This window comes from Pseudarthrobacter defluvii (genome assembly GCF_030816725.1).
Lineage (GTDB): Bacteria > Actinomycetota > Actinomycetes > Actinomycetales > Micrococcaceae > Arthrobacter > Arthrobacter defluvii_A.
Genome location: NZ_JAUSYG010000001.1, coordinates 715,737 through 733,598 on the forward strand (window position 1 = coordinate 715,737; position 17,862 = coordinate 733,598).

Below are 17,862 nucleotides of genomic sequence, written 5' to 3' on the forward strand. Positions count from 1 at the left end.
TGCGCAGGGGACGTCCGCAGGGGGCCGCACCAGCGGTGCGGGCAGGTCACGGCTCTTTGCCGCTTCGAGACGCGCCAGCTCATGAGTGTTCCATTGGCATGCGGAACGAAGGTGAGGGCTCCGGTGATGTCTGCGGCGGCCTCAGCCGTCGCAAATCCCGGGCGTAAAGGATTCGTCAAGAAAGGTTCTTTTCGCCGTGCTGGCGTTTTGGCCGGTGCTAGCTTCGCAGTGGTCGCGGTGCAGAGGGCAGCGCGGAAAGGCAGACATGACTACGTTGAGCAGGCCCCCGGCCGACCCCTCCGCGCTGCACCCGCGCAGCCGCAAGGCGCTGAGGGACTGGCTGTTGTTCGGGCTGCAGGACAGCAAGGGCACCCACCAGGGCCCGGGCGGCGTGACCACCAGCCACGAAAGGAAGCATGCGTGGTGGCAGGTCATGTGCCTCACGGGTGTGGACTACTTCTCCACCCTGGGCTACCAGCCGGCCATCGCTGCTCTGGCCGCCGGCGTCATCTCTCCGCTTGCCACGCTGGTGCTGGTAGCGGTGACCCTGCTGGGCGCCCTGCCCGTGTACCGGAGGGTCGCCGGTGAAAGCCCCCGCGGTGAAGGGTCCATCGCCATGCTGGAGCGGCTGCTGCCCAGGTGGGGCGGCAAGCTCCTGGTACTGGTTCTGCTGGGGTTCGCTGCCACGGACTTCATGATCACCATGACCCTGTCCGCCGCCGACGCCACCGCGCACCTGATCCATAACCCCGTTGCCCCCGGGTGGCTGCAGGGCCAGAACGTCCCCGTCACCCTGATCCTGCTGGCATTGCTGGCGGCTGTGTTCCTGCGCGGTTTCAAGGAAGCGATCGGGGTCGCCGTCGTCCTGGTGGTCCTTTACCTGGGGCTGAACGCCGTGGTGGTGGCTGCCACCCTGATGCAGGTCCTGGCCCATCCCGTGGCGATGGGTGACTGGTGGAGCAGCCTGTGGGTCTCGCATGGGAATCCGTTGATGGCGGTGGCCATCGCGCTGCTGGTGTTCCCCAAGCTGGCACTGGGCCTGTCCGGCTTCGAAACCGGCGTTGCCGTCATGCCGCAGGTGCGCGGGGCGGACAGCGATACGGAAGAAAACCCTGCCGGACGCATCCGCGGTGCCCGGCGCATGCTCACCACCGCCGCGGTGATCATGAGTGCCTTCCTGCTGACATCGAGTTTCATCACCGTGGTGCTCATTCCGGAGCGGGAGTTCCAGCCGGACGGCCAGGCAAACGGCCGCGCCCTGGCCTACCTGGCGCACGAATACCTCGGGGTAGGGTTCGGCAGCGTCTATGACATCAGCACCATCGGCATCCTCTGGTTCGCCGGTGCGTCGGCGATGGCCGGGCTGCTGAACCTGGTTCCCCGGTACCTGCCGCGGTACGGCATGGCCCCGGCCTGGGCCCGGGCGGTGCGTCCCCTGGTTCTTGTCTTCACGCTGATCGGCTTCCTGATCACCTTCATTTTTAAGGCCGACGTCGACGCGCAGGGCGGTGCCTACGCCACCGGCGTGCTGGTGCTGATGACCTCCGCGGCAGTGGCCGTCACGCTGTCCGCCCGGCGGCGCAGGCAGCGGAACCTCACCGTGGGCTTCAGCGCCATTTCCGTGGTGTTTGCGTACACCACGGTGGCCAACATCTTCGAGCGGCCGGAAGGCATCAGGATCGCCGCCATCTTCATCCTCGGCATCATCGTCATCTCACTGCTGTCCCGGGTCCGGCGTTCCTTTGAACTGCATGCCACCCGGGTGCACCTGGACGTGCAGGCCCTGGAGTTCATGTCCAATGCCGTGGACGGGCCCATCAGCATCATCGCGCACGAGCCGCTGCGGATGACGGCGGAGGCGTACAGGGACAAACTCGACTCGGCCATCGAGGTAAGCCACCTGCCGTTGGAGGGGGATGCCCTGTTCCTGGAGGTGGTGGTGGACGACTCGTCGGACTTCGAAACGGAGCTGTTTGTCCGCGGCGTGAACCGCCACGGCTACCGCATCCTGGAGGTGCACGGCCCGGTGGTCCCGAACACCCTTGCCTCCGTGCTGCTGCACATCCGGGACGTCACCGGGCTCATGCCGCACATCTACTTCCGGTGGACCGAGGGAAACCCCATCAGCAACCTCCTGCGGTTCCTGTTCCTCGGCGAGGGCGAAATCGCACCCGTGACCCGGGAGGTGCTGCGCGAGGCCGTCCCGGATGTCACCCAGCGCCCCTGGGTCCACGTCGGCTGAGCTGTGATGCAGGGGCCACAGCAGGTTCCGCTGCTCCACCCCCTGCCCCGACGGCGCGCGGAACGCCGGCCGCAACCCGGGCGGCGTCTTCAAGGCGGGACGGGACGTCCGCGCGGAAGGCGGCCTCGGCGTCGTCCTCCCATACGTTCGCGGCAAGGACCATGACATGCACCATGTCACCGGGCGAATCGCTGCACGCGAGAATATCGCCGGCCACCCGGTGCCCACGCAGCCGGGCGCTGGGGCGGGCCTGGAAAATGACCCACCAATCCCCGCCGTCATGGTCAGGAAAGAGGTAATGCCCGGCCGGATGCAGGGCGTGGCCGTTCACTCCACGGCCGCCGTAACCCTCCACGGACCCGGCAGGCGCGGCGAACCGGACCCTGCCGCGGTCTTCCGGGGTTTCATCCCACCGCATCTGTCTTCCCTGCCTTCAGGCTCTGTCCCCATGCTTCAATCAAAAGTCCGGATCCGCCCCTGCGTGGCTGGCATGCCATTTCTTGACGCAATATTTACGGGCTCCGTCGTGAAACGAGGGTGGCGATCGTCGCCGCGGTCCCTGTGGCGGCAGCCATCGCGAAGGTCATGTTCGTGTAGCTGCCCAACCAGACTGCGATGAGCGGGCCCGCGGCCGGTGCAATGGCGGTGACGGCCGTAAGCGGGGCCGCGAAGATTCCCTGGAGCGTGCCGAGGCTCTGCGTTCCCCACCTGTCGGCGACGATGGTGGCCTGCAGCAGGGTCTGGCACCCGCGGACCGCGCCAGCGAGCATTGCCGCCGCAACCAGCACTGGAACCGGGCCGGGCAGGGCCGCAAGGAAGAGGACGGCAACGGCTGCCGTCGCGGCGATGGCCACTAGCCGGGCGCCGGGCGGAATGGCGCCGAACAGCAGACGCCCGCCGACCTGCCCGGCGCCGACAAGGCCAAGGGCCAGCGCGGCCGTGGTGTAGTCGAAACCTTTTTCCATCAGCAGCGGGATGATGTTCAGCGTTACGGTGTACAGCCCGAGGCAGAGCAGGACCATGAGCGCCTGCAGGCCCAGGAATTCCGGGCTTCGCCGGACTGCCCGCACCGTGCCCCGGCGGTTCACCGCGGGGCTGCCGGGGGCGGTTACGGTCCAGCTCCGATTCAGGCAGCGGGCGTGCAGCGGCACAGTGACCACTCCCATGATTCCCGCGAGGAGGATGAAGGCGGCTCTCCAGCCGAACGCGGCCGTCAGGGTTGCGGTGACCGGGGCGAAGATGGTGGAGGCAAACCCGGCAGCGAGGGTGAGGATGGTCAACGGCCGCATGCGGGCGGGCCCGTACCAGCGGCTGATCACCGTGAACGCCGGCTGGTAGAGGACGGCAGCCTGCGCGGTTCCCGCCAGCAGCCATGCAGCAAAGAAGAGGGGCGGGTTGGGCGCCAGCGCCACGGCGGCCAGGGCGAGCACGCCGGCAAGGGATCCGCTGGTCATCAAGGTGCGCGGCCCGGTCCGGTCGAGGATCCTGCCCACAAAGATGCCGGCGACGGCGGAGACCAGCAGCCCGGCGGAGAACGACCCGGTGACCAGGGCTGGGTCCCAGCCTGTGTCGGCGCTGATGGGCTGCACCGCCGCGATCAGCCCGTAGTAGAGCACGCCCCACCCGGTGGTCTGGGTGATGCACAGCGCGGCGAGGCCGCCGCGCGGTGCACCCTCCGCCACCAGCGTGGGGGAGGGCGCCGGGACAGGCATGGCCTATGTCCCGCTTAGCTCCGCATCCAGCTTTTGGGCCCTGGACGTGATCGGGCGGCTCATGCATCCACTCTTTCATTCTCTTGTCCGGACCGGCCGTGGGTCAGGCCCGTGGGGAATCCGACCAGGACGGGGTCGGATGTTCCGCAGCACCCGCCGGAGGTCTCCGCCACGAAACCTGCCGGTACGGCGGCGGGGACGTCGCAGCTGGTGCCGATGTCGGAGGAGCAGACGCCGGTCTCGGGGAGTTCGAGCTGGACAGTGTCCGCGGCCTCGCGGTCCCCGGCCAGGGCGGCCGCGACGGAGCGGACCTGCTCGTACCCGGTGGCCAGCAGGAAGGTGGGGGCCCGGCCGTAGGACTTCATGCCGACGATGTAGAAGTCCTGCTCGGGGTGGGCCAGCATCTTGGCGCCGTGCGGTTCGACTGTGCCGCAGGAGTGGAATTCGGGGTCGATCAGCGGGCCGAGCTCGCGGGGTGCTTCCACGCCCGGATCCAGCTCCAGTCGGAGCTCACGGAGCATGCCGAGGTTGGGCCGGAAGCCGGTGGACGGGACTACCACGTCTGCCTTTAGGGTGCGGCCGTCCGTGGCCGTAAGGGTCACGGTGTCAGCGCTCACGGCGAGGGCACCGATGCCGAAGCTGGTGTGCAGTTCCACAGTGCCGTCCTCAACAAGCGAACGGAGCAGGCTGCCCAGCCGGCCGCGGGCGGCCAGCCCATCAGCGTCGCCGCCACCGTAGACCTTCGCCGCGGACGCGCCACGGATCGCCCAAACGATCTTCGTGCCGGGCACCTGGGCCGCGAGCTCGGCGAGGTTGATGAGCGTGTTGGCAGCCGAGTGGCCAGCGCCAACCACGACGGCGGTGCGCGCGGCAAACGTCCCGCGGTCACGGCCCAGGACGTCCGGCAGGGGTGACGAAATGTGCGCCATTGCCGCTGCTTCGCCGACCGCGGGCAGGCCCGAGGTTCCGAGCGGGTCCCGGGCAGACCAGGTGCCGGAAGCGTCGATGACGGCGGCGGCCAGGTAGTCGCGCACTTCGCCGTCGGCGTGTTCCACCCGCACCAGGAAGGGCTTGGTGTCCCGGTTGCGGCTGTGGGTCTTGTCCATGCCCTGCCGGGTGACCGCGATGACGCGGGCGCCGGTCTGCAGTCGGGACGAGATGGCGGGAAGTGCGGCCAGCGGGGTGAGGTACTCGTCGATGAGTTCCCCGCCGGTGGGCAGCGCCGCCGGATCGGGGACTTCCCAGCCGGTGCCCTCGAGCAGGCGGACGGCCGCTGCGTCGGTGTTGTACTGCCACGGGGAGAACAGCCGGATGTGGCGCCACTGCTCGATGGCCGCGGCCGTCGTCGTGCCGGCCTCGAGAATGAGCGGCTCCAGGCCGCGCTCAAGCAGGTGTGCCGCCGCGGCGAGGCCGATGGGCCCGGCTCCGATGACAGCTACGGGAAGGGTGTTGTTTACAGCCATGGTGTCCTCTGTTTCATCCGGTGGTATGGCGGTTCAATGTTGTGGCGCCTGCCGGCCCATGTGGGACGGGCAGGCCTGATGCTTACGCGGGGGTGAGGGAGGCGATGAGGTCCTCGATGCGGGCCTTGATGTCGTCGCGGATGGGGCGGACGGCGTCCACGCCCTGGCCGGCCGGGTCTTCGAGTTCCCAGTCCTCGTAGCGCTTGCCGGGGAAGATCGGGCAGGTGTCACCGCAGCCCATGGTGATCACGACGTCGGATTCCTTGACCGCCTCAGTGGTGAGGACTTTGGGGATCTCTGCGGACATGTCGATGCCGAGTTCGGCCATGGCCTCGACGGCGGCAGGGTTGACCTTGTCGGCGGGCTGGGACCCGGCGGAGCGGACCTCGATGGCGCCCTTGGAGAGCGTGGTGAGGAAGGCGGCGGCCATCTGCGAGCGGCCGGCGTTGTGGACGCAGACGAACAGGACGGAGGGCTTCTTGGCGGTTTCGGTGCTCATGGTGTTCTCCAGGAGTTCTTGGGGTCAGACGGAAAGGGCAGGGGAGGTGAAGAAGCGCTTGCGGGCCCAGAGCGCCACGTAAACCAGGGCAACGAGGACGGGGACTTCGATCAATGGGCCGACGACGCCGGCCAGCGCCTGCCCGGAGGTGACGCCGAAGGTGCCGATCGCCACGGCGATGGCGAGTTCGAAGTTGTTGCCGGCGGCAGTGAAGGCCAGGGTGGTGGTTTTGGCGTAGCCCAGTCCCAGCCACCTGCCGACCAGCATCCCGGCGCCGAAGACCACCACGAAGTAGACGAGCAGTGGCAGGGCGATCCGGACCACGTCCAGCGGGCGGGAGGTGATGGTGCCGCCCTGCAGCGCGAAGAGCAGGGTGATGGTGAACAGCAGGCCGTACAGCGCCCACGGTCCGAGCTTTGGCAGGAACGTTCCTTCGTACCAGTCGCGGCCCTTGGCCTTTTCGCCGATGGTGCGGGTCAGGAAGCCGGCCAGCAGCGGGATACCCAGGAACACCAGCACGGAGGCGGTGATGGCCCAGAAGGAGAAGTCGGCACTGGTGGTGGGCAGGCCCAGCCAGGACGGCAGCAGCTGGAGGTAGAACCAGCCCAGGGCGCCGAATGCGATTACCTGGAAGACGGAATTGATGGCCACCAGCACGGCCGCCGCTTCCCGGTCACCGCAGGCCAGATCATTCCAGATCATCACCATCGCGATGCAGCGGGCCAGTCCCACAATGATCAGCCCGGTACGGTATTCGGGCAGGTCCGGAATGAAGATCCAGGCCAGGGCGAACATGAACGCCGGGGCCAGCACCCAGTTGAGTACCAGCGAGGTGATCATCAGCTTGCGGTCGGCCACCACGCGGTGCGCCTGGTCGTAGCGGACCTTTGCGAGCACCGGATACATCATCGCCAGCAGCCCGACGGCGATGGGCAGCGACACTTCGCCGATCTTCACGGCCTCAAGCGCGGTGCTCAGGCCCGGGATGAAACTGCCCAGGAGGAGTCCCAAAACCATGGCCGCGACAATCCAGACGGGCAGGAACCGGTCAAGGGTGGAAAGCCGTCCGACGACGGCGTCCCCACCTTCACGGGTGGGCGATAGGTCGGTCTGGGTGCTCACGGGACTCCTGTGCTGCTGACGCTTGTATTGATAGTTATCGATATGAAGTATCCCCATCTATATCGATGAATGTCAATGTGTTGCATAATGGATCCATGACTTCCCTGCAAGCCCTTGAGCCAGCCGTCGACGAGGCCTGCTGTGCACCGTCAGGCCCGGCCGCGCTCAGCGCAGATGAGGCCCAACGCAAGGCCCTGGTGTTCAAGGCCCTTGCGGATCCCAACCGACTTCGGCTGCTCTCCATCGTCAAGGGCGCCGGGGGCGGGGAAGCCTGCGTCTGCGACCTGACGGAGCCGCTCGCATTGGGCCAGCCCACGGTGTCGCACCACCTCAAAATCCTGGTCGACGCCGGCCTGTTGCACCGCGAAAAGCGGGGCACCTGGGCCTACTACTCACTGGTCCCCGGAGCACTTGAGGAGACGGCGGGACTGCTGGCCTCCCTGTAAGCCCCTGCTGCATCCCTGGTAGTCCCCGGCCGCCGTCGGGCCCCACTCAGGCAGGCTGGGAGCTGAGGGCGGTCAACGCAGACAGCTTCGCTTCACCGATGGGCTCTTCGGCCAGCAGGGGTATCAGGGACACCCGGTCCGTCAGGGTGTGCACCTTCCTGATTTGCTCGATTTCGCCCGCAGCACGGGCCTGCAGGAACGGCGTCTGCGGGTGCGCCGCAGCGATCGAGTTGTTGATCACCCATGCCCATGGATGGATTCCCGCCCGTTCCAGGTCATTTTTCAACTCTTCGGCTTCCAGCACCGGGGTGGTCTCGGCCAGGGTCACCAGCACAACCTTGGTCTGGGCCGGGTCCTGGAGCCTCATGAGCGGCGTCACGAAACCCGCGGTGCCCCCCATCTGGCGGGCCATTTCCCGGTGGTAGGAACCCGTTGCGTCCAGAAGCAGCAGGGTGTGGCCCGTTGGAGCGGTGTCGATCACCACGAAGTGCCGGCGCGATTCCTGGACTGCCTTGGAGAACTGCCGGAACACCGCAACCTCGTCGTTGCACGGGGACATGAGGTCCTCAGCCAAAGCCGCACGGCCGTCGTCGTCCAAACTCCTGCCCTTGGTCTCCATCACGTGGCTTCGGTATTCCTGGATGGCCCACTCGGGATCGATGCGTGAAACCGTGAGGCCGGGGATTGAGCCATGGAGGGTTTCGCCCAGGTGGGCTGCGGGGTCGGTAGTGGTTAGGTGGACTGTATGCCCCCGTTTTGCCAGGGCGACCGCGATGGCGGCAGCGACGGTGGTCTTGCCCACGCCGCCCTTGCCCATGCACATCACCAGGCCGTGATCCTGGAGTTCCATTTCGTCCACGAGGGCGCCAAGCGGGGCGTCTTCAACGCCGGGGACCAGCGCGGAGCCGCCGGTGACTTCAGAGTCTGGTGTGGCTGCGAACAATGACTCCAGTGCGCGGATGCCCACCATGTTGCCCGGCTTCAGGTCCAGGACATCGCGGGGAAGGGCCGCAACCGAGGCGGGCATGCCCGCAAGAGCCGCCGCCTCACGGGCGCGCAGGGCCTGCGCCAGGGCCTCCCTGCCGGCAGCCTCCGGCAGGACGCCGTTGATCACGACGTAGCCGCCCCAAATGCCGATTTGGTTGAGCTCAAGGTAAGTCCGCTCAATCTCCCTCAGTGACGAGGACTGGGCGCGGCTGACCAGCACGAGCCGTGTGAGGGCCGGATCCGTGAGGACCTGGACTGCCTTGGCGTACACCTGTTTCTGCTTCTCGAGCCCCGACAGCGGGCCCAGGCAGGAGGGATCACCCTTGCCCGCCGCCAGGAAGTCTGTCCAGGAACCGGGGAGCTGCAGCAGCCGGATTGTGTGACCCGTCGGGGCCGTATCGAAGATGATGTGCTGGTATTCACCGTAGGCCAGGTCGTTGGCCAGCAGGTTGGTGAACTCATCGAACGAGGCGATTTCCGTGGTGCAGGAACCGGCGAGGCCCTCGGCGACGGCGGCCAGCTCAGCCTCGGGAAGCAGTGCCCGGACTGGCGCAAGGATCCGCTCCCGGTAGGCCTCGACGGCCTGCTCGGGGTCAATCTCCAGTGCGGAAAGCCCGGGCGCCTCAGGGATGGCCGTGACGGTGTTCCCGATTGTCATTGTGAAAACCTGCCCCACGTTGGAGGCGGGATCGGTGCTGACCAGCAGCACCGTCCTGCCGGCCCTGGCCAGGGCAAGTGCTGTTGCGCAGGCTACGGAGGTCTTGCCCACCCCGCCCTTGCCGGTAAAAAACAGGAACCGGGGTGCATTCTCGAGGAACTTCACGGCGGGACCTGACGGCAATGGCATGAGGTTCTCCCTGGCTTTCGTGGTGCTGGTACCCGGTCCCTTTGTTGGTGGCCGCTTCAAGCGTATCGATAATGATCGATGCGCAGAAGACCCATAATGGGACGCATGCACAGCCCCGTAACCATCCGCCCCATGTGCCCCGACGACTGGGACGCCGTCCACACGATCTATGCCGCCGGCATTGCCACAGGGGAGGCTACATTCGAGAGCGCGCCGCCCACCTGGGAAGCGTTCGACGGCGGCAGGTTGCCCGAGCACCGGCTCATCGCCGAGGATGCGGGGCGCGTTTTGGGATGGGCCGCGGTGTCGCGCGTTTCGTCGAGGGAGGTGTACCGGGGTGTCGTGGAACATTCGATCTACGTGGCGCCCGAAACACATGGCCGGGGCGTAGGCCGGGTGCTCCTGGACGCCTTGATCGAGTCAACCGAGGCGTCAGGTATCTGGACCATCCAGTCCAGCATTTTCCCGGAGAACACACCAAGCCTTGCCTTGCACCGGAAGCTTGGATTCCGCGTGGTGGGAACCAGGGAACGGATTGCCCGGATCAGCCATGGACCCAAGGCCGGGCACTGGCAGGACACCCTGCTCCTGGAACGCCGAAGCCGCGTGGCAGGGGCTGAGTAGCGCCTACCGCGAGGGCAGGGTCAGGATCTCGGCGCCGTCGTCGGTTATTGCGATGGTGTGCTCCGTGTGCGCCGTCCGGCAGCCGGTGGCGCTCCGGAGCGTCCACCCGTCGTCGTCCGTCACCAGCTCCGCTGTGTCCGCCATGACCCATGGCTCAAGTGCCAGCAGCAGCCCCGGCCGCAGCTTGAAGCCGCGGCCGGGCCGTCCCATGTTGGGCACGTGCGGGTCCTGGTGCATGGTGGAGCCGATGCCATGGCCGCCGAACTGTGTGTTGATGGGGTAGCCGGCGTCGGTGAGCACGCGGCCGATGGCGTAGGAGATGTCACCGATCTTGGCAGCCGGCCCGGCGGCGGCAATCCCGGCGGCCAGGGCCCGTTCGGTGGCTTCGATCATCGCCACGCTCCCTGCAGGCTGCGCATCCCCCACGAGGAAGCTGATGGCGGCGTCCGCGGCAACCCCGTTCTTGACGACGGCGAGGTCCAGGGTCAGCAGGTCGCCGTCGGCCAGTTCGTAGTTGTGGGGCAGCCCGTGCAGCACGGCATCGTTGACGCCCGTGCAGATGTAGTGGCCAAAGGGACCGCGGCCGAACGACGGCGCGTAATCCACGTAGCAGGATTCCGCCCCGGCCTCGGTGATCATCTCCTTGGTCCACTGGTCGATGTCCAGCAGGTTGGTGCCCACCGTGGCGCGGCTCTTCATGGCCTGCAGGATGTCAGCCACCAGGGCGCCGGTCTCCCGGGCACGGGCAACCTCAGCGGCATTCAGGATCTCAATCATCGGGGCGCCCTTCATCTGCGGCCAAATAGCTGTAGGGGCAATCCTATTTGTCCTTCCTCAAGCGAAGGCAAGTGCGCAACGGCAGCATTAATAGTGCTGATGACTCCGCGGGGTGGGCCAGACTCACGGAGCGGACGGGTCGCCGCTGTCGATGCCGATGGACCGGCCGCGGGCGAAATGGGCGTTCGCGATGTCATTGACTTCACGGACGCTCTTCCCCGGGTAGGCCAGCCGGATCCACTCGTAGTCCCACTCCTGCATGTCCCGTACACGGCCGGCCTGTTTCTGCGCGCGCATGTGGGCTGTCAGGTCATCACCGGCAAGGACGGGGCGGGGCGGGGCCACGAAGGGTTGCGGCTTGGGTGGTGGCACCTTGGCCGGACGGGGCGGGGCACTCGCCGTGCGGACCAGTGCCACGGTCAGCGCGACCACCCCCGCGGCAATGAGGAGCACCCACCAGTACTGGATGATGAGCGCTACGACGATGAGGACGAGGAAGGGGGCACAGCCGATGCCGCCGGCGGCCCCCGCCCCGCTACCTGAGCGGCGTCGTTTCGATGCCATGGTTCGTAATTCCTCTTGTGGCGTGATGGAACGTTAGGAACAACTCTGGCATCGGGCAGGCGCCCTGTCATGAGTACCAGGTACTCGATTTCGTCCCAGGCGGGACTCGCGGCCTGGCCTGAGGGCGGGGGCTCAGAGCACCTCAATCACGCCCATCATGCCCAGGTCCTCGTGGTCCAGGATGTGGCAGTGATAGGCGGACCGCCCCCGGAAGTCCGCGAAGGCCACCCGGACTTTCACCTGGCCGTTGGCGTGGATATTCACCACGTCGCGCCATTCTGGGGAGCCGCCGCTGTCCCCGATGACCTGCATGGGCCAGACGTGCAGGTGGAAGGGGTGGTCCATGGGGCTTGTATTGATCAGGGTCCATTCCTCCACGGAGCCTGCTGCCGCCGTCGTATCTGTGCGGGAGGCGTCGAATTCCCTGCCGTTGATGGTAAACCGCATCATCCCGCCGCCACCCATGCCCATGCCGGCGGACCGGATGATCTGCCGGCGGGCAGCTACTGGGGCCTGCCTCAGGTCCGCGGGGGACTGCTGCCTGGGGATTCCGGGCGGGGGTGCCGCCGGTTCGCCGGCAACCCGGAACGTGGCCAGCACGGTACCTTCAGTTCCCTCGACGGCACTCCCCGGGGCGGGGCCTGCGCCCATCATTCCGGCCATGGTCCCGCGGTTGTACCGGAAAGAACGCAGGACGGACTCGCCGGCGGCCGCCGTCACTAGGAGGTCCGCCCGGTTTCCGGGGGCGAGCAGCACCTCGTCCACGTCCTGCGGTTTTTCAAAGCGGCCGGAGTCCTGGCCCAGAAGTTGCAGGTACTGTCCGTCCAGCCGCAGGCGCAGGTACCGGGCCACACAGGCGTTGACGATCCGCCACCTTTCCCGCTGCCCCGGAAGCGCGCTGAACTCCGGGTTGCTTTGGCCGTTGACCAGGAGCAGATCACCTTCCCGGCCGGCCATGCGGTCCATGGCGGAGGCAGCGCGGATGCCTCCCAACTGATCCACCGAGGTGTCTGAAACCACCAGCACCCGCTCGGCGCTGGTCTCGATGCCCTGGGGGTCCTCGACGATGATCGCTCCGAACAGCCCGGCAAAGACCTGGTCTGCCACCATCCCGTGATGGTGCGGGTGGTACCAGTACAGGCCCGGAGGATGGTTCCCGGGAAGCCGGTACTCGTAGTCGAAGGAACTGCCGGGAGTGACGGTTACGAAAACGTTGTCCCCGTTGTTGTCGGGGGACACATGGAGGCCGTGCACGTGCAGGTTGGTGGGCTGGGACAGGCTGTTGGCCAGCGTGATTTTCAGGGTGTCGCCGGCCCTGAAGCGAAGGGTGGGCCCGGGAATGCTGCCGTTGTAGCCGAGTGCCGAGACCTCCCGCCCCGCGAGCTGCAGCTGGCCGGGTGCGGCTTCGAGGCGGACCTGCAGTAGCCCGCTTTCACTGTGCAGTTCCTCCGGCTGGACCAGGCCGCTTCCGATTAACGGTGCGGGCCGGGAGGACAGCGACCATACCAAGCCGGCCCCGCCGGCCGCCGTTGCCGCAGCCCCCAGTCCGCCCAGGAGCAGCGCCTGCCGCCGGCTGATGGGGCGCACTACCGGCCCTCGCCGAGGACCTTGAGCTGTTCCCGGTACTGCTCGGCCGTGAGTTCCCCGCGGGCAAACCGTTCATCCAGGATCTGCCGCGCGGTTGACGGGGGAGGGCCGTCCCGGCCCCCGCGCCCGCCAATCCCGCCGTTGCCGGTTCCGCCGCCGAACGCCCGCAGCGCCACCCAGACCAGCAGCGCGATGCCGAGCAACAGGAGAACGGCCCAGATCCACCACCAGCCACCCTGCCCGTAACCCCACATCATCGCCGGAGTCCCTTCCTAAGAGGAGTGCTCCGATTCTGCTCGGCAGGGAAGGCCACGGGTAGAGTCCGAGGTCCCAGCCCGCGCCAGCGTGCGCTCCAGCCCGGTTACTTCCGGCCGCCCGGCTCCCGGGACCGCGGCGCGCCGCTGCTTACGGCGCGCCGCGGTGGTGCTGCAACAGTAACTGGGCGGGACTGCACGGTGGACCGCCTAATCGATGTCGGTGCTGGTGCTCAGCTCCTGCCACTGGTCCAGTTCCGCCCGCTGGGCGTCCGCCACCTTCCCGAAGGCGCCGAACGCGTCCGTGCCCAGGACCAGCAGGCCCGGCGGGTTGGCGGATTCGACGACGTCGATGATCGCCTTTGCTGCCTTGTCCGGGTCGCCCGGCTGGTTGCCGTGTGCGGTGTCGTGTTCCTTGCGGCGCTTGCCGGCGGTGTCCGCGTAGTCCCCGATCGCCGTCGCGGACTGCGTGAGCGAGCGGCCGGCGAAGTCTGTGCGGAACCCGCCGGGTTCGATGGCCGTGACGTTGATGCCCAGCGGCTTCAGTTCCTGGCGGAGTGACCCGGACATGCCCTCCAAAGCAGCCTTCGTAGCCGCGTAGTAGCCGGAGCCGGCGGGCGTGATCCGGGCGCCGATGGAGGAGATGTTCAGGATGGAGCCGGACTTGTTGGCCCTCATGCCCGGGACTACTGCCTTGATCATGTCCACTGCGCCGAAGAAGTTCGTGTCGAACAAGCGCCGGATGTCGGCGTCGTCCGCTTCCTCCACGGCCGCCCGGTAACCGTATCCGGCGTTGTTCACCAGCACGTCGATGGCGCCAAAGCGATCTTCGGCCTGCTTCACCGCGGCGCTGATCTGGGCCTTGTCGGTGACGTCGAGGGGGAGGGCCAGGGAGGTGTCCGGGAAGCCGGCCGTGATGTCCTGGACGGTCTCGGCGTTGCGGGCGGTCACGACGGCGTTGTGCCCGGACGCGAGCACAGCCTCCGCGAGTGCCCGGCCAAGTCCGGTGGAGCAGCCTGTGATGAGCCATGTTGCCATTGGTATTTCCTTTCGTAGGGGAGTAAGGCGGGGCAGGCACTTAGGCCCGCTGCCGCCGTCGTGCGTTTGCTGTGAGTTCGTGCGCGCCGTAACTGTTGTCGTCCGGGTTGACCGTGACGCCGGGGGCGACGAGCTGGTCGATGCGGTCCAGCACCTCGGGGGCGAGCCTGGTGTCCGCCGCGGGAAGGTAGGACTCGAGCTGCTCCATGGTGCGCGGCCCCACGATGGCAGAGGTGACGCCGGGGTGGTTGATGACGAACGCGATGGCCAGCTCGATGAGCGTGACGCCGGCCCATTCGGCCACCTGGGCGAGCTCCTCCACGATGTCCAGCTTGCGCTGGTTGGCGGGCTGGGTCATGTCGAACCGGGCACTCGGGCGCGCCGATGAGGCGGGCCGGGACGCCGAGTCCTTGCGCCACCGGCCGGAGAGCCAGCCGCCGGCCAGCGGGCTGTACGTCAAAGTGCCCATCCCGTGCCGCTGCACCGTGGGCAGGACGTCCTCCTCAATCCCGCGGACCAGGATGGAGTACGGCGGCTGTTCGGTGACGAAGCGTTCCAGATTGCGCTCGCGGGACGCCCACTGCGCCTCGACGATTTGCGAGCCGGAGTAGGACGAGGATCCGATGTAGCGGACCTTGCCCTGGCGGACCAGGTCGGTGAGCGCGCTGAGGGTTTCCTCCACGTCGATGTCGGGGCTGGGCCGGTGCACCTGGTAGAGGTCGATGTAGTCCGTGTTCAGCCGGCGCAGCGAGTTCTCCACCTCGCGCATGATCCACCGGCGCGAGCCGCCGCGCTGGTTCGGATCCTTTTCGTCCATCGGCATGAAGAACTTGGTGGCCAGGAAGACGTCGTCGCGCTTTCCGGCGAGTGCTTCCCCGACGATCTCCTCGGAGGCGCCGCCGGAGTAGACGTCCGCGGTGTCGATGAAGTTGATGCCGGCGTCCAGGGCGCGGTGGATGATGCGGGTGGCGTCGGCGCGGTCATCGTTGCCCCAGGGGCCGAACATCATCGCGCCCAGGCACAGGGGGCTGACCTGCACGCCGGTGCGGCCAAGCGGTCGGTATTCCATTTCTTCTCCTTAGGCTTCCGGGATGACCATGGCGAACCGCTCCGGCCGGGCCACGTCCGGGTCCGGGCCGCTGCGGACGCCGGTGTCCAGGGCGTCGATCGCTGCGAGCTGGGCGGCGGAGAGCTCGAAGTCGAAGACGTCGAAGTTTTCCGCGATGCGCGCCGGGTTGGTGGACTTGGGGATGGCGGAGCGGCCCTGCTGAAGGTGCCAGCGCAGCATCACCTGGGCGGGGGTCTTGCCGTGGGCCTGCGCGACGGCGGCAATCGCCGGATCGCGCATGACGTTCTTCCGGTTCTCGCCCCAGCCGGGGTAGAAGGTGATGCCGCCGATGGGCGACCACGCCTGGGTGAGGATGCCGTGCTCCGCGTCCGTCGCCTGGACTTCCTGCTGCTGGAAGTACGGGTGCAGCTCAATCTGGTTCACGGCCGGGACCACGTCGGTTTCCTCGAGCAGCTGCTTGAGGTGGTGGGGCATGAAGTTGCTGACGCCGATGGCCCGCACGCGCCCGTCCTTGAGCAGGGTTTCCAGGGCCTTGTACGCGGCGATGGTCTTTTCCATCCGGTCCGGCGCTGGCTGGTGCAGGATGAGCAGGTCCAGCTGTTCCACGCCCAGCTTGCCCACGGCCTTGTCCCACGCATGCAGCGCCTGGTCGTAGCCGTAGTCGCTGACCCACACCTTGGTTTCGATGAAGACGTCTTCGCGCGGCAGCCCGGAGCGCCGGATCCCTTCGCCCACCTCGGGTTCGTTGCCGTACGCGGCGGCGGTGTCGATGTGCCGGTACCCGACCTCGAGCGCTGTCTGGACGGCCGCCGTCGTCTCTTCCGGGGGACTTTGGAAGACGCCCAGGCCGAGCGCTGGCATGCTGACCCCGTTGTTGAGTTTGAGTTCCATGCCTTCACGCTATGCGGGTGTGCGGGTTTGTGGGAGGGCTTGCCAGTCCCTCCTTCGCTGAAGGGGCTCTCGCGTAGCGTGGGCACCGGCCACAAACGCCTGCACCACCCGGTTGTGGGGGACCTGGACCTGACCTATGAGGCACTTGAGCTCCCTGTGTCAGGATTCCGCGTTGATGAATCCGATGATGATCGCCGTCCACCAGCTCCGCCCGCTCCGGCCCCTACGGCAGCGGGTCCTCCACCAGCCACGCCATCGCCTCATCCGGCGACGTGAAGTACCGGGTGGGGTGCACCGGCTTGTGCCTTCCGTTGTAGAAGGCGGCCAGGGTCTCGTCGACGGGGGAGGTGCCCACCACCGCCGCACGTGTCAGGGGCCAGGTGCCGGCGAAAACCTTTAGTGCCCCCTGGTCTATCCACTCCACACCCGTTATTTCCACCAGAAGTGGAAGCGCGCGGCCGCCAGTGAGGGCCCTGGCACGATTCATCAGGGCCCGGGCGTCGCGTTCCGTGACCACGTCCCCGTGCGCCCACTTCAGGTGCAGCAGGTCCCCGGAGAGTTCAATGGTTCCGGTAACCCCATCCTCTGCTTGGTCTTCCATACCCTCTACTGTGCTGCCACTTGCGGGCGCACGCAAAGAGCAGGCCCAGGTTTTGGCCGGATGAAACCGGGTGGGGAGGGAACGGCGCTGTTCCCTCCCCAACCGTTCCTGCACCAGGAACCCCCCAATCTCGAGGAGATTTCCTCCGGGTTTCCTGGTGCATCCTCCCTCCTTCCATTGATACGGAGGGAGAGTTCCATGGGGACAATTATCGGGAAAGTGACAAATAGACGTTTTCGTCAATTACTGCTTGAAGTGTGACCCTCCATCGACGGGATGGTCAAGGGTTTTGAGAAATTCCGGGGGGACACGCCGGAGACGAGGGACCTGCAAAGGGATACCCGGTCAGGCGCCACCTTCAGGGGTTGCGATGCCCGTTCTGCAACTCCCGTGCGGCGGCATCCCGGAGGGTGATGTTGCCGTTGTGGGCAGCCAGGATGAGCTGCTTGCCCGCCGCGTCCACGGTGCAGCCGGTTCGGGCGGCTATAGCCTGGCAGGCATCAGCAATCACCGCCCGCGAGGCCAGGGTGCTTTCCAGCGCCGCGAACTGCTCCTCAGAGAAGGTGGGTGGCGTCATGGTCCCATCACCCGGAGCCGGGAACACATCCGCGCTGGACGGCGGGCCTGCAACGAGGGAGCGGCGGGATGAGTAGCTTCTGGTGGCCGCGCCGGCCACCTGTGCGCGCAGGACGGCCCGGGCAGCGGCGAGCAGCTCCGCGGCTTCGGGGACGGCCAGGCGGTAAAAAAGCTGACCGCCGGAGCGCTGGCACTGGATCAGGCGCTGGCTCCGCATCTGCATTAAGTGGCGGGACAGATGCGAAGCCTTCACTCCCGTGCCTTCACACAGTTGCGGAATGGAGCACTCGCCCTGGCGCAGCAGGTCCAGGATCTGCGCCCTTACCGGATGGGCCACGGCCTTGAAGATCTCCGCTGCAGCCGACATCGACGTCGGCGCACTGCCTTCCGCTGGCATCCTGTCCGTCATCCCCTGGTGGCTCATCATTGCTGCCCTCTTCCCCGGGCGGGCCGGTCACGATCGTGCGGTGGTTACACGATGGTCCCCCGCAACCGCGCGTGAACGCAAGGGTCTACGTGCCGCGTGGGCTTAAGGAGCATGGTCCAACGCACGACGGCGGCCC

Annotated in this window: 18 protein-coding genes; 3 read left to right on the forward strand and 15 right to left on the reverse strand. The window is 67.2% G+C overall.

Annotated features, from left to right (window positions below):
- Positions 1-265 precede the first annotated feature (265 nt).
- Positions 266-2,242 (forward strand): amino acid transporter, encoded by a 1,977-nt coding sequence (locus QF031_RS03270; protein WP_307424026.1) that lies wholly within the window; start codon positions 266-268, stop codon positions 2,240-2,242.
- Here QF031_RS03270 and QF031_RS03275 read toward each other — a convergent pair.
- From QF031_RS03275 to arsB, 5 genes are all read right to left on the reverse strand, one after another.
- Positions 2,211-2,660 carry a hypothetical protein gene (locus QF031_RS03275; protein ID WP_307424029.1) on the reverse strand — a complete coding sequence of 150 codons (450 nt, stop codon included), beginning with the start codon at positions 2,658-2,660 and terminating at the stop codon, positions 2,211-2,213. The genes QF031_RS03270 and QF031_RS03275 overlap by 32 nt on opposite strands.
- Before the next feature lie 94 nt (positions 2,661-2,754).
- Positions 2,755-3,954, reverse strand: coding sequence for an MFS transporter (locus QF031_RS03280; RefSeq protein WP_307424032.1), 1,200 nt, complete (start codon positions 3,952-3,954; stop codon positions 2,755-2,757).
- 59 nt (positions 3,955-4,013) lie between these two features.
- Positions 4,014-5,417 carry an FAD-dependent oxidoreductase gene (locus QF031_RS03285; protein ID WP_307424033.1) on the reverse strand — a complete coding sequence of 468 codons (1,404 nt, stop codon included), beginning with the start codon at positions 5,415-5,417 and terminating at the stop codon, positions 4,014-4,016.
- Positions 5,418-5,499: 82 nt separating this feature from the next.
- Positions 5,500-5,916 carry an arsenate reductase ArsC gene (locus QF031_RS03290; protein ID WP_307424036.1) on the reverse strand — a complete coding sequence of 139 codons (417 nt, stop codon included), beginning with the start codon at positions 5,914-5,916 and terminating at the stop codon, positions 5,500-5,502.
- Positions 5,917-5,940: 24 nt separating this feature from the next.
- Entirely contained in the window at positions 5,941-7,038 is a 1,098-nt protein-coding gene (gene arsB / locus QF031_RS03295; protein WP_307424039.1) for an ACR3 family arsenite efflux transporter, read from the reverse strand.
- 95 nt (positions 7,039-7,133) lie between these two features.
- On the opposite strand from arsB, the gene QF031_RS03300 reads away from it, so the two are divergent.
- On the forward strand, positions 7,134-7,484 hold the full coding sequence (locus tag QF031_RS03300) for an ArsR/SmtB family transcription factor (RefSeq protein ID WP_307424043.1): 351 nt from the start codon (positions 7,134-7,136) through the stop codon (positions 7,482-7,484).
- A gap of 46 nt (positions 7,485-7,530) precedes the next feature.
- On the opposite strand, the gene arsA is transcribed toward QF031_RS03300, so the two are convergent.
- Positions 7,531-9,318 (reverse strand): arsenical pump-driving ATPase, encoded by a 1,788-nt coding sequence (gene arsA, locus QF031_RS03305; protein ID WP_307424046.1) that lies wholly within the window; start codon positions 9,316-9,318, stop codon positions 7,531-7,533.
- 105 nt (positions 9,319-9,423) lie between these two features.
- On the opposite strand from arsA, the gene QF031_RS03310 reads away from it, so the two are divergent.
- Positions 9,424-9,942: a GNAT family N-acetyltransferase gene (locus QF031_RS03310; protein WP_307424049.1), complete on the forward strand. Its 519-nt coding sequence runs from the start codon at positions 9,424-9,426 to the stop codon at positions 9,940-9,942.
- Positions 9,943-9,945: 3 nt separating this feature from the next.
- On the opposite strand, the gene map is transcribed toward QF031_RS03310, so the two are convergent.
- The 9 genes from map to QF031_RS03355 all read right to left on the reverse strand — a co-directional run bounded on the left by map (position 9,946) and on the right by QF031_RS03355 (position 17,723).
- Complete coding sequence (map, locus tag QF031_RS03315; RefSeq protein WP_307424051.1) at positions 9,946-10,719, reverse strand: type I methionyl aminopeptidase; 774 nt, start codon at positions 10,717-10,719, stop codon at positions 9,946-9,948.
- A gap of 123 nt (positions 10,720-10,842) precedes the next feature.
- Positions 10,843-11,283 (reverse strand): hypothetical protein, encoded by a 441-nt coding sequence (locus tag QF031_RS03320; protein ID WP_307424053.1) that lies wholly within the window; start codon positions 11,281-11,283, stop codon positions 10,843-10,845.
- Positions 11,284-11,415: 132 nt separating this feature from the next.
- Complete coding sequence (locus QF031_RS03325) at positions 11,416-12,870, reverse strand: multicopper oxidase family protein (RefSeq protein WP_307424054.1); 1,455 nt, start codon at positions 12,868-12,870, stop codon at positions 11,416-11,418.
- Positions 12,870-13,127, reverse strand: coding sequence for an SHOCT domain-containing protein (locus tag QF031_RS03330; protein WP_307424058.1), 258 nt, complete (start codon positions 13,125-13,127; stop codon positions 12,870-12,872). Before QF031_RS03330 ends, QF031_RS03325 begins: the two co-directional genes overlap by 1 nt.
- 207 nt (positions 13,128-13,334) lie before the next feature.
- Complete coding sequence (locus QF031_RS03335; RefSeq protein WP_307424061.1) at positions 13,335-14,162, reverse strand: oxidoreductase; 828 nt, start codon at positions 14,160-14,162, stop codon at positions 13,335-13,337.
- 40 nt (positions 14,163-14,202) lie between these two features.
- Positions 14,203-15,231 (reverse strand): aldo/keto reductase, encoded by a 1,029-nt coding sequence (locus QF031_RS03340; protein ID WP_307424063.1) that lies wholly within the window; start codon positions 15,229-15,231, stop codon positions 14,203-14,205.
- 9 nt (positions 15,232-15,240) lie between these two features.
- Positions 15,241-16,122, reverse strand: coding sequence for an aldo/keto reductase (locus tag QF031_RS03345; RefSeq protein WP_307424065.1), 882 nt, complete (start codon positions 16,120-16,122; stop codon positions 15,241-15,243).
- Positions 16,123-16,345: 223 nt separating this feature from the next.
- Complete coding sequence (locus tag QF031_RS03350) at positions 16,346-16,723, reverse strand: DUF7793 family protein (protein ID WP_307424067.1); 378 nt, start codon at positions 16,721-16,723, stop codon at positions 16,346-16,348.
- Between the two features lie 358 nt (positions 16,724-17,081).
- Entirely contained in the window at positions 17,082-17,723 is a 642-nt protein-coding gene (locus QF031_RS03355) for a metalloregulator ArsR/SmtB family transcription factor (protein WP_307424071.1), read from the reverse strand.
- Positions 17,724-17,862: the final 139 nt, after the last annotated feature.